The organism is Clostridium disporicum (genome assembly GCF_001405015.1).
GTDB lineage: Bacteria > Bacillota > Clostridia > Clostridiales > Clostridiaceae > Clostridium > Clostridium disporicum_B.
Window position 1 is genome coordinate 78,136 of record NZ_CYZX01000008.1, and the last position, 13,165, is coordinate 91,300.

The following is a 13,165-nucleotide window of genomic DNA, read 5'->3' on the forward strand; positions in this document are numbered from 1 at the left end:
CACAATAAATATCTCACTAGGTTACTATCATCACCGTGCAATATAACGGTTGCTACCGTATTATCCTAATCATAAGACTCAGATAATCTGCTCCAAGACCATCTTCATAAAGTTCAATGACGCTAGCTTTCACCAAATCCTAGCTCTCTTTAGACATATTCCTAAACTACTCTTCTTTTCTATGCATTTATTAATTTTATAATATGCTAAAATGTAAAAACTGTCAATAAGCAAAAATAAAAGCTGTGCCCCCATGCACAGCCTTTATATAGCCCCTATTATTTTCTTATTTTGCTAAAGCGCCTGTTTCAGCTTCTATGTTAGCTTCATCTACCTTCTTACCAAATATTTGTACCCCAACATATACAGCAACTAGTGCTAATGGTAATACTAGATATATAGGTAATCCTAAACCTGCTGGAATATAACCAAATAATATTGTTATTGTTGCAACAAATAATGAATACCATATTTGTGTATTAACGTGATTTATGTGGTTACATCCTGCACCCATTGATGAAAGTATTGTTGTATCTGAAATTGGTGAACAATGATCTCCAAATATTGCTCCTGTTAATACTGCACTTGTAGAAACTACTATAAATGACATTTCAGGATTAATTGAATGTGCAAGAGGTATTGCTAATGGCATTAATATACTCATTGTTCCATATGCAGTTCCAGTTGAGAATGATATTACTGCTCCTAGAACGAATATTAAACTTGGTAATAAAAATGCTGGTATAGCACCTTGTAAAGCTTCAACTAAATAATATGCAGTTCCAAGTTCTTTAATTACTGAACCTAAAGACCAAGCTAATATAAGAATAACTCCTGTAATAATTAGCCCTTTCATTCCATCTACCCAAGTTTCTATAGCTTCACTTAAAGTAAATATCTTTTTACTAACAGCCATAATTATAGTTACAACTGATGCAAATAATGCTGATTGGAATAATGCTACTGAAGCATCTGCTGCTGAGAAAGCTTCCATTATTCCTGCAAATGACATTGGTGAGTTAGTCATTATTTGTTGAAGTGCTACGTTATCTCCACCCATTATTGAGCTATATCCACTATAGTAGAATGCTACTAGCGCTGAAATAATTAGTGTCCCTATTGGAATAATTGCATTCCATATGCTAAGCTCTACACCTTCTTTTGGTTCTAATTCATCCATTTGTGAAGATGATGCTGCTATCTCTTCAACAATATCTTTATTTCTCTTTCTTGCAGCTATTTCAGCTTTTCTCATTGGTCCAAATTCTTTTAAAGTAACTGCTGTAATAATTATAAATGCAAGAATTAATATGTTGTAAAATCTATATGGTATAGTTTGAAGGAATACTCCAAATCCACTTGCTTCTACACCTATTTGATTAAACCCTTCACCTATTAAGCTAACTTCTAATCCAATCCAAGTTGATATTATTGCAAGCCCAGCTACTGGCGCTGCAGTTGCATCAATTATAAACGCTAATCTCTCTCTTGAAATCTTCATCTTATCAGCTACTGGACGCATTATAGGTCCAACTATAAGTGAATTTGCGTAATCATCAAAGAATACGAATAATCCTAATAACCAAGTTATTAATTGAGTGCTTCTTGCAGTCTTTGCTTTTTTTGCTAAAGCTTCTGCTATAGCCTTAGCTCCACCCATTTTACCTACTAAATTAATAACTCCTCCAATTGCCAATACCTGAAGTATTATACCTGCATTCCATGGATCTGCTAAAGAATTTAATGCTCTTGTAACAAAATCTAAGAATGCTTGTATAAGTGCATAAAACACATTATATCCTGTAAGGCTAATTAAAAAGCTACCTGATAAAATCCCTATAAATAAAGAAATAACAACGTTCTTAGTAATAAATGCTAATACTATCGCTACTATTGGTGGTATTAAAGTTAATAACCCAAATCTTTCTGCATTTACTGCTGCTGGTTCTAACTCACTGGCAAATGCCATTGTTGTTGATAAAGTAAAAATAATCATTGTTAGTAGGATTACTCTAAATCCCGTCTTTTTCATTTTTGTTTCCCCCTAATTAATATATTTTTTGTGAATAATTAAAGGGTTTTGCTTTTGTGCAATAAAAAGAGCCTTGAGTTAACACTCAAGGCCCTAAAATTGCATTAAAAAATTAGGTCTTCCTCAAATGATAGCTCACCACAAAAACAAGTTTGTGACAGTGATATATATATTATATACATCCCCAGCTATACAACCTTAAAGCATTAGTTGTATGCTTCGGCGATAATTCCTTTCCTATTAACTCACAGTGCTTACCTCATCAATAGTACTCTTAAGTATCGCGCCTCTACCTTTATTTATTCACGATTAATTTATTATAATTATACACATTATATTCGTTCTTGACAATACCATTTTATAACTTTTTTCAAGTATATTTATTAAATGTTATTATTATACTTTGCCATAAAAGTTTCTATTTCTTCCACAGTCTTTATCATTCCACTTGTTAAATTTACTACTCCATCTTTCGTTACTAGAATATCGTCTTCTATTCTTATGCCCATATTTTCTTCTTCAATATAAATTCCTGGTTCTACTGTATATACTACACCTTCTTTAAATGTTATATCTCTATGAGGTGTTTCTAAATCATGAGTATCTAGTCCTAAACTATGTCCAATGCTATGAAAATAATACTTACTAACCTCTGATTTTTCTTTTATAAGTCCAAGTTTAATACATTCTTCAGCTATTAGATCAGTAGCTTTTTTATTGATATCTCTAAATGTTTTTCCTGGTTTTATATCATTTATTATTTCTTCGTTAACCTTTAAAACAGCATTATAAACAGCTTTTTGTCTCTCTGTAAATTTTCCGTTTACAGGGAAGGCTCTCGAAATATCTGCATTGTAAAAGTTATATTGTGCTCCTAAATCAAACTGAATTAAATCTCCGTCTTTTAATTCTGAATCATTTGCTACATAGTGTAATGTAGCTGCATTTTTTCCTGCAGCTGCAATAGTTTTAAATGCAAAATCCTTTACCCCATTATTTTTACATACAAAATCAAAATATGATTCTAATTGATATTCTTTTATTCCTGCTTTAGAATTTTTCATTAAAGCTTCAATACCTTCGATAGTTATTGATATAGCTTTTTTTATGTTATCAACTTCTTCTTCACTTTTTACTAGTCGTAATTCTCCAAATATACTAAATATATTTTTAATCATTACTTGTGGATATTTAGAAATTATATCCTTAGCAAATTCATTTGCTATACTAGATGTTGAAGAAATACTATCTCTTTCTAAATCTAAGTATAGATTCACTTCTTCTTTTAAGCAAAGCAATCTATGAATCTCTGAATCAAATTGACTTTTAAATTTTACGTCTTCAATACCACTAATTTCAGTAGCTTCATCTTTACGAATACTCTTTCCTATCCATCTTTCTAAATCAGGGTCTATATCTTTTATAAATAATGTACTCTTCTCACTTCCACCTACTTTACTCATTACAAGAATATGATTTTCTTCACTTATTCCTGTTGAATAGTAAAAGTTTCTATTAGGCGTAAATGGGTATGCTTCATCTGCAGTCTTTTTAGGCGCATTACCTGCAAATAAAATCACAATTGAATTATCTTTTATTTTTTCAAATAATCTTTTTCTATTATTTTTAAAAAAATCTGCCTTCATATACTTTTTCTCCTTTGCGTATTAAATTAACAGCTACAATTAATAAATATTATATCTATAAAAACAAAATTTTTCCATAAACTTTTAAAATATAAGAATTTTTACCATTAATATTGCCATAATAATTGCTGTCATATCAGCCATCACTGCAGCCCAAACTGTATGTCTTACTTTTTTAATTTTAACTGCACCAAAGTATACCGTTACAGTATAAAATATAGTTTCTGTAGTTCCCATTATTACTGATGATACTAACCCTATAAACGTATCTGGTCCATAATTTTTAAGTATATCAGTAAATATTCCCATAGCTCCACTTCCTGACAGAGGTTTTACTAAAACAAGAGGAACTACTTCTTTAGGTAAACCTATTAATCCTGATATAGGAGAGATAAGATTATTTAACATATCTAAAAGCTTAGCTTCCCTAAATATATGAACCGCCAAAATCATAGCTAAAAGATAAGGAAAAATATTCATACATACCTTTAATCCATCTTTTGCACCTTCAACAAACCAATCATAAACCTTTCTTCCCTTAAACATCCCATAAGTTATTATTATAAATACTATTATAGGAATTATACTTTTAGTTATATATTGAAACATACTCTATCCCTCCTTAAAAATATCTCTGAAGAATTTTAGCACATATAACACCTACAATAGCCGCCACCGTGGTTGATATAATCGCAGGTAAAATTATTACCCCAGGATTTGTAGACCCTGCTGCCGCTCTTATAGAAATTACCGTGGATGGTACTAACTGAACACAAGCCGCGTTAAGTACAAGAAATAACGCCATATCATTACTAGCTCTTCCTTTATCTCTATTTAATCTATCCATTTCTTCCATCGCTTTTATCCCAAAAGGTGTAGCAGCATTTCCTAACCCCATCATATTAGCAGTTATATTCATTACAATTGCCCCTAATGCTTTTTCATCCTTTGCTGCTTCCTTAAAAATCACTTTAAGTATCGGTTTCATAAGCTTTGCTAACTTCTCTGTTAATCCACTTTTTTCAGCAACCTTCATTACTCCACACCAAAAGCACATTAATCCAACTAAACTTATAATAAAAGTAACGGTACTATCTATAGAACTAATTATTGTATTAGACATAGCTTCCCCATTGCCAGTAAATATACTAACTAGTATTCCTAGAAAAATCATTATAAACCATATGTAATTTATCATTTACTATCCCCCCAATTTAATTAATAGTTAATAGTTAAGATTTAGTAGTTATTAGCTTTTATAAAACCGTTCCTTATTTTTATTAATAGTGTAAAATAACAAATTAAAAGTTATGAATAAAACTATTCCGTAATTTTTATATTATGTTTTAAATTCAGTTCAGCTGAATTTAAACCTTAACTTTTTACTTTTAATTATTAATTTTATAAACGCGTGGAACTGTTTATTTTTCACTTCTTAACTTTTCTCTTTTAACTGTTAACTATTTAAAATATATGCCTTGCAACGTCTATTTATTAGTGATAGGATAAAGATAAATACTATATTAGTTTTACTTTAAATATAAGGAGATGTACCGATGAAAGAATCAAACTTAAAATTAGCTCAAAGAGACATAGAGGAAGCATTAAAAACGGTTGAAGAAATGGAAGAATTCGTTGATACAATAGATGCCCCAAAAGAAGTTTTAAAGGAAAAATTCTATACTTTAACTCAAAAGGTACAACAATTAGAAGATATATTAAAAAATGAAGGAATATTATAAAATAACATATTTTATTCAAAATAAAAAAAGATAGCTTACCCATAGCTATCTTTTTATTATCTTGTTTACTAAATTATTATTACACCCATTTAACTTATACTCTCATAAAATAACACATACATAGTTGAATTTTTTAACCCATTTTATTTTATTTAGTAAACGTTCTCAACATTATGTATATAGTTTACCATATTTTCTTTATTATTACAATCTTTATAAATAAAAAAAATAAGTCGTATAAAACGACTTATTTACAACTTTCTCTTTGTATTAACTTATAATCTAATACATATTGACCTTCTTCTAAAGGTTTATTATTTAAGATTTTAATTAACATTCTCATAGCTACAGATCCCATATCATAACTTGGTTGATTTACTGTAGTTAATCTTGGATAGAAATATGATGCTACAGCGTTATTATTAAATCCTATAACACTAACGTCATCTGGAGTATTAATTCCCTTTTCTCTTAATCCATTTATAACTCCCATAGCTATTTCATCTGATGCACATACAACCCCTTCAAATTTTTTAGAAAGGCTTAAGAATTTTTCCGCAGCATCACTACCTGTCTTGTATTTAAGATTTTGAAGGTATACTAAATCTTCATCAACTTCTAATCCAGCTTCTTTTAAAGCTTTTTCGTATCCTAAGAATCTATCTCCCCAAGCATTAGCTACCTCTTTCTTTACTCCTACAAAGGCAATATTTTTTATTCCTTTTTCAAGTAAATGCTTAGTTGCTTCATATGAAGCCTCTATGTTATCTATAGTTACGCTTGGTAATCTTCCTTCTCTGTCTTTTGTTTCAACTAAAACAGTTTTTAAATCTAAATCATTAATAATATCTAGAGATTCTTCTTGTAATGAAGAGCTCATGTAGATAACTCCATCTACCATTTTCTCTTTCAATACTCTTAAGTAATCTTTTTCTTTATCGTAGTCAAAGTCTGAGTTACATAATATAACGTTATAATCATATATATTAGCAACATCTTCTGCTCCTCTAACTATTTCAGGATAAAATCCACTTGATATATCTGGAACTAATATTCCTATTGTCTTCGTTCTTTGAGTCTTTAAGCTTCTAGCTACGATATTTGGTCTGTATCCTAATTTTTTTATTGCATCCAATACCTTTTTCTTTGTATCTTCATTTACAACATCTATATCATTAAGTACTCTAGAAACCGTAGCTATTGAAACGCCCGCTTCTCTTGCAACATCTTTAATAGAAGTAGCCATGTCAACATCACTCCATTTTTTTCATTTTAATTATTAATTATACCGTTTTTTCATTAGTTGTACAAGAACATATAAGTATTTTATTAATATAATATAATTTTGAACTAATTTATCTATCTTTATATATTCTTTCAAAAAAAGAAGGGAATTATGAGTTAATTCCCTTCTTTACCATAATATTTTTAAATTATTTAACTACTTCTACTGTCATATTTAATTTTTCACCATTAATAACAGTTTCAGTATAATCATAATCTCCATTAAATACTATTTCTTGAGTTAAAGTTTCTTTCTTTATAGTATCAGCAAACTTTTTGATAACGCCTTCTAGCATTTCATTTCCTGCTACATATAAATTAATCTTATCTGCAACTTCAAATCCTTTATCTTTTCTCATATTTTGAATCTTAGAAATCATTTCTCTTACGTGACCTTCTTCTCTAAGTTCTTCTGAAATATGAGTATCAAGAACAACACCTATTGAACCTTCACCAGCAAATGCATATCCTTCTAAACCTTGCATTGTAACTAATAAGTTTTCCTTATTAAGTTCAATTTCAGTTCCATCAACATTTATAGTTACTGTTTCCCCATTTTGGATAGCTTGAGCTAATTCCATTTGGTTTCTAGCAGCTATTTCTTTTCTGATTCCAGGTATCATCTTACCATAAGCTCTTCCTAATACAGGTAGGTTTGGCTTGATTTCAAAGTTAACATATTTAGAAAGGTCAGCACCAAATTCTACTTCTTTGATATTTAACTCATCAGTTATGATATCTCCGTAGTATTCTGGAAGTGAATCTGTTGAAATAAGCATCTTAGAAAGTGGCTGTCTATTCTTAATGTTAGCACCATTTCTTGCACTTCTTCCAAGCTTAACGATTGTGTAAGCTAAATCCATTTCCTTTTCTAAATCTTTATTTATAGCACTTTCATCAACTTGTGGCCATGAACATAAGTGAATGCTTTCTGGAGCATTATTGTCTAATCCAGTTACTAAGTTTTGATAAATTTCTTCTGTTATAAATGGTACGAATGGAGCTGCAACCTTTATTAAAGTAGTTAATACTCTGTATAAAGTTACATAAGCACCAATCTTATCATCAGTTAATTCTTGAGACCAGTATCTTCCTCTATTTCTTCTTACATACCAGTTTGATAACTCATCTGTGAAATCTTCAATAGCTAAAGCAGCTTGAGTTATTTGGTATGAATCTAACATAGAGTCAACGTCCTTAACTAATGTGTTAAGCTTAGACATAATCCATTTATCCATAACATTTTCTGATACGAAATCAGCATAGTTAAGCGGATTGAATTGGTCTAATTCAGCATATAGAACGTAGAATGAGTAAACATTCCATAATGTTCCCATGAACTTTCTTCCTGCTTCACCAACATCATCAACTGAGAATCTTGTTGGTAACCATGGAGCACTTGCAGTGTAGAAATGCCATCTTGTAGCATCAGCACCTTGAGAATCTAATACTGTGAATGGATCTACAACATTACCCTTAGATTTTGACATCTTTAAGCCCTTCTTATCTAGAACGTGACCTAAGACTATACAGTTTTCAAATGGATTTCTATCAAATATAGCAGTTGAAATTGCTAATAATGTGTAGAACCATCCTCTTGTTTGGTCAACAGCTTCTGATATAAATTGAGCTGGGAAGTTTTCCTCGAATAATTCCTTATTTTCAAATGGGTAGTGTAATTGTGCAAATGGCATTGAACCTGAGTCAAACCAACAGTCAATAACTTCGTTAGTTCTTGTCATTTCTTTTCCACACTTTTCACACTTTAAGTGAACATTGTCTATATAAGGTTTGTGTAATTCGATATCTTCTGGAACATTTATTCCCTTTTCTCTTAATTCTTCGATGCTTCCGATACATTCTTTATGTCCGCATTCACATCCCCAAATTGGAAGTGGAGTTCCCCAATATCTATCTCTTGAAATACCCCAGTCGATAACATTTTCTAAGAACTTACCAAATCTACCTGTTCTTATGTTATCTGGGTACCAGTTAATCTTATTATTGTTTTCTAAAAGCTTATCTCTTAGAGTTGTCATTGCAACAAACCAGCTTTCCTTTGGATAGTAAAGAAGTGGTGTGTCACATCTCCAACAATGTGGATATGAGTGAAGGTGTCTTTCTGATTTAAATAACTTGTTGTTTTCTTCAAGCCATTTACAGATGCTTTCATCACATTTCTTAACGAATTTTCCTGCCCATGGAGTAACTTCTTCTACGAATCTACCTTCTCTGTCAACTAAGTTAATGAAAGTGATTCCATTAGCTTTAGCTACTAAGCTGTCATCTTCACCGTAAGCTGGAGCTATATGAACTATACCAGTACCATCTGATAAAGTAACGTAATCACCGTGAATTACTTCAAATGCTTTACCTTCAACTTTACCGAAAGGCATTAATTGTTCATACTTAGTTCCTAAAAGTTCAGTTCCAGGGAATTCTCTAACTATTTCATAATCTTCGCCTAAAACTTTCGCTGCTAAATCTTTAGCTAATATTAATGTTTCTTCTCCAACTTTTGCTTCTACATAAGTGTATGCTTTGTTTATACATAAAGCTAAGTTTGAAGGTAATGTCCAAGGAGTTGTTGTCCAAGCTAAGATATACTTATTCTCTTCTCCTTCAACTTTAAATTTAGCTATACAAGTTAAGTCCTTAACGTCTTTATATCCTTGAGCAACTTCGTGAGATGATAATGCAGTTCCACATCTTGGGCAGTATGGCATTACTTTGTGTCCTTCATATAAAAGACCTTTATCCCACATTTGTTTTAATGCCCACCAAACTGATTCGATGTATGGGTTATGATAAGTTACATATGGATTTTCCATATCAACCCAATAACCGATTTGGTTAGTCATCTTTTCCCACATACTTACGTAAGTAAATACGCTTTCTTTACATTCTTTAACGAATTTTTCAACTCCGTACTCTTCTATTTGTTCTTTACCTGAAATTCCAAGCTTCTTTTCGATTTCAAGTTCAACTGGAAGTCCGTGAGTATCCCAACCAGCTTTTCTTATAACCTTATATCCCTTCATAACCTTGTATCTTGGGATTATATCCTTCATAACTCTTGTTAAAACGTGTCCTACGTGAGGTCTACCGTTTGCTGTTGGAGGTCCATCATAGAAAGTGAAATATTCACCATCTTGGTTCATATCAAAATTCTTTTTTATGACATTTCTTGCAGTCCAAAGATTTGCAACTTCTTTTTCTAAGCCAACAAAACCATTTGGAAGTTCTACTTTTTTGTACATATTGCTTCTCCCTTCTCTTAATGTAATTACTTATTTTGCTTTAAATTGAAATAATAAATATTTTTACATTATCCTTAGTATCAACATCTTTAGTATCAACCTTTAAATAAGAAAAATTACTTAAATTAAATATATATAATTTTTATATAATAAAAAAACTCCATCCAAAAGGACGAAGTGTTATTCGCTATACCACCTATGGTTATTAAGCTCACATTATATATAAAACGAGCCATATCTTCAGATACTATCATATCCTATCCTTTAACGCAGGATTACGGGATAGCTTAATTGTCAAACTTTCAGCCTCCAACTCATAGGTGATTTTCTTAAAGCATTTCTATGATTTCACACCAACCAATCACTCTCTTAAAGAAAAAACTTAAATACTTTTCCTAATCATAGTTTTTAACGGTTCTATTATATATTATGAAAAGTTCATTGTCAATTACATCCAAAAACTGTTTTATTTTATAATATTAGTTTTAATAAAATACTTTACTATCAAAAGACGAATAATAATAGCATACTTAGTATAAAGTTTGCATTAATAATCATTATTAATTAATATTGACTTTTGTTTTTTCTATTATTATAATTAAATCATAGATTATTATATTAGTTCTCTAATAAGATGGTTCTTAATATTTAGGAGTGGATACACTATGGAAAACAATAATTTAAATCAAGAGATTCTTGATAAGATAACTAAGGTTTGTGTATGTAAAGCTATTTCTAGAGCAACAATTAAAGACGTAATAGCTAAAGGAGCTCATACTGTTGATGATGTTGTAAAAGTAACTGGTGCTTGTACTGGTGGCTGCAAAGGCTTTAGATGCAAAGATAAAATTCAAACTTTAATAAACGATCATTTAAATAGTAATTAACATTAACTTTAATATACATATCCCCAAATATGTAGAATATCCTATAATTTATATTGTAGGATATTTTTTTGCAACTAAAATGAACTAGCAATATAAAATATTACTAGTTCATCTACAGTAGCATAGGTATTGAGTTATCTTTACCCATCCTTGCTACATTAATAGTATGTGATTTTTTCTTTTAATTATACATAAGTGAAGTCTAAGTTTTCGATTCACTCATACAAACTTGACTAAAAGTCCAAATTTTAATTTGGTTACTTGAAGTTACACTGTAAGTGTACATCTACTAAATATATATTGGTAGTATTTTTCACTACTTATTATTTTTCTGTTCTTCTATTTTTTGAGCTAAATCATTTAAATATTCCCATCTTTCATATTTATGTTCTAATTCAGCTTCAACCTCTTCTTTTTCCTTCATCAATTCTTGAAGTTTTCCAAAATCTCTAGAGTTTTTTTCCATTAATATATCTATTTCAGATATTTTATTTTCTAAGTTTTCTATATCTTCATCAATAGTTTCAAATTCTCTTTCTTCTTTATAAGTAAATTTTAACTTTTTCTCTTTTACTCTTTCTTTTTTCTCAGATAAATCTTTAGGCTTCTCTGAAGCTTTTTCTTGTTTATTTATAGCTTCCTCATATTCTTTAGTTAATAGGTAATCGCTATAGTTTCCTGTGTATATTCTTATATTACCATTACCTTCATAAGCAAAAATTTTATTACATATTCTATCTAAGAAATATCTATCATGGGATACAGTTATAACTACTCCACCGAAGTCATCAAGATAATCTTCTAATCTCTTAAGAGTTTCTATATCTAAATCGTTAGTAGGCTCATCTAATAAAAGTACATTAGGGGAATCCATAAGAACTCTTAAAAGATGAAGTCTTCTTCTTTCTCCACCTGATAACTTTCCAATTGGAGTCCATTGTAAAGTTCCATCAAATAAGAACTTTTCACACATTTGAGATGCAGTTATTCTTTCTCCTGTAGCTGTTTGTAAATACTCTGCTACTTCTTTTATATACTCAATAGCTCTCATATCTGGATTCATGTGCTCATCATCTTGAGAGAAGCAAGCTATTCTAACTGTTTCCCCTTTTACGATTTCTCCACTATCAGGTTTTAATTTCTCTTCTAACATTTTAATTAATGTAGATTTACCTACACCATTTTCACCAACTATACCTATTCTATCTTGTCTAGTCACAATATAGCTAAAATCTTTTATTAACTGCTTATCGCCAAAGCTCTTAGATATATTTTCAATTTCAATTATCTTCTTACCAAGTCTACTTCCCATAACTGATATTTCAACATTTTCAGATTGTTCATATACCTTTCGATTAACAAGTTCATCAAATCTATCTAATCTTGCTTTTTGTTTAGTTGTTCTAGCCTTTGCACCTCTTCTAACCCACGCAAGCTCTTTTCTTATAAGGTTTTGTCTCTTTTCTTCTGATGCTTGCTCAATTTCCATTCTCTCCATCTTCTTTTCCAAGAAAACAGAGTAATTACCTTCATAGCTAAACAGTCTTCCTTGGTCCAATTCTAAAATTCTGTTTGTAACTCTATCTAAGAAATATCTATCGTGAGTTATCATTAATAAAGCACCTTTTCTGCTATTTAAATATTCTTCTAACCAGTTTATAGTTTCATTATCTAGATGGTTAGTAGGCTCATCTAGTATTAATAATTCACATGGAGTTATTAATGCAGAAGCAAGCATTACTCTCTTCTTTTGTCCCCCAGAAAGAGTACTTACCTTTGCTTCAAAATCATTTATTCCAAGCTTAGTTAATACTACCTTTGCTTCACTTTCTAGTCCCCAAAGATTTAAAGCATCTATTTTTCCTTGAAGCTTTATTAACTTATTATTTAAATCTTCATTAGAAGGATTTTTACTTATTTCTTCTAATACTTCTTCATAATCTCTTAATAAACTCATTTCTTCAGAGTTTCCTCTAAATACTTGCTCTATAACTGTTGCATTTTCATCATAGTTAGGACTTTGTGAAAGATATTCTATTCTTACTCTATTTCCTTTAGTTACAGTTCCTGAATCTGGCTCTTCAACACCTGCAATTATTTTTAAAAATGTTGATTTCCCAGTACCATTCACTCCTATGATACCTATTTTTTCGCCTTCATTTATTCCTAATGATATATTATCTACTAATATTTTTTCCGAATAACTTTTACTTATATTTTCTAATGTAATTAAATTCATAAAATCATCCTCTTCATTTTCGAATCTTATGTTCTTATTATAATATAACTACTAGCTTTATTAAATGTTATGTAT

At 30.2% G+C, this 13,165-nt stretch carries 9 protein-coding genes, 1 riboswitch and 2 other annotated features (1 of these 12 cut by a window edge); of the genes, 2 read left to right on the forward strand and 7 right to left on the reverse strand.

The genetic code is table 11. The features are described from left to right. Window positions 1–191 (reverse strand) — a binding site (T-box leader); it reaches 47 nt to the left of the window's first position. Window positions 192–286: 95 nt separating this feature from the next. From ARA56_RS06960 to ARA56_RS06975, 4 genes are all read right to left on the reverse strand, one after another. Next, on the reverse strand, window positions 287–2,032 hold the full coding sequence (locus ARA56_RS06960) for a Na+/H+ antiporter NhaC family protein (protein ID WP_055265123.1): 1,746 nt from the start codon (window positions 2,030–2,032) through the stop codon (window positions 287–289). Between the two features lie 123 nt (window positions 2,033–2,155). Further along, window positions 2,156–2,332: riboswitch (Lysine riboswitch) on the reverse strand. An 83-nt stretch (window positions 2,333–2,415) separates the two neighbouring features. Further along, window positions 2,416–3,678 (reverse strand): aminopeptidase P family protein, encoded by a 1,263-nt coding sequence (locus tag ARA56_RS06965; RefSeq protein ID WP_055265125.1) that lies wholly within the window; start codon window positions 3,676–3,678, stop codon window positions 2,416–2,418. An 84-nt stretch (window positions 3,679–3,762) separates the two neighbouring features. After that, on the reverse strand, window positions 3,763–4,287 hold the full coding sequence (locus tag ARA56_RS06970; protein WP_055265127.1) for a spore maturation protein: 525 nt from the start codon (window positions 4,285–4,287) through the stop codon (window positions 3,763–3,765). Window positions 4,288–4,300: 13 nt separating this feature from the next. Then, complete coding sequence (locus ARA56_RS06975; RefSeq protein WP_055265129.1) at window positions 4,301–4,876, reverse strand: nucleoside recognition domain-containing protein; 576 nt, start codon at window positions 4,874–4,876, stop codon at window positions 4,301–4,303. Between the two features lie 358 nt (window positions 4,877–5,234). Here ARA56_RS06975 and ARA56_RS06980 point away from each other — a divergent pair, with 358 nt between their 5' ends. After that, window positions 5,235–5,420: a hypothetical protein gene (locus tag ARA56_RS06980; RefSeq protein WP_055265131.1), complete on the forward strand. Its 186-nt coding sequence runs from the start codon at window positions 5,235–5,237 to the stop codon at window positions 5,418–5,420. 247 nt (window positions 5,421–5,667) lie between these two features. Here ARA56_RS06980 and ARA56_RS06985 read toward each other — a convergent pair whose 3' ends face one another. Together ARA56_RS06985 and ileS are read right to left on the reverse strand one after the other, a co-directional pair. Next, complete coding sequence (locus tag ARA56_RS06985; protein ID WP_055265132.1) at window positions 5,668–6,666, reverse strand: LacI family DNA-binding transcriptional regulator; 999 nt, start codon at window positions 6,664–6,666, stop codon at window positions 5,668–5,670. 187 nt (window positions 6,667–6,853) lie between these two features. After that, entirely contained in the window at window positions 6,854–9,964 is a 3,111-nt protein-coding gene (gene ileS / locus ARA56_RS06990) for an isoleucine--tRNA ligase (RefSeq protein ID WP_055265134.1), read from the reverse strand. 165 nt (window positions 9,965–10,129) lie between these two features. Continuing rightward, window positions 10,130–10,376: a binding site (T-box leader), on the reverse strand. Window positions 10,377–10,629: 253 nt separating this feature from the next. Between ileS and ARA56_RS06995 the strand changes: the two genes are divergently transcribed. Beyond that, window positions 10,630–10,851, forward strand: coding sequence for a (2Fe-2S)-binding protein (locus ARA56_RS06995; RefSeq protein WP_055265136.1), 222 nt, complete (start codon window positions 10,630–10,632; stop codon window positions 10,849–10,851). 316 nt (window positions 10,852–11,167) lie between these two features. On the opposite strand, the gene ARA56_RS07000 is transcribed toward ARA56_RS06995, so the two are convergent. Further along, entirely contained in the window at window positions 11,168–13,090 is a 1,923-nt protein-coding gene (locus tag ARA56_RS07000; RefSeq protein WP_055265138.1) for an ABC-F family ATP-binding cassette domain-containing protein, read from the reverse strand. Window positions 13,091–13,165 lie beyond the last annotated feature (75 nt).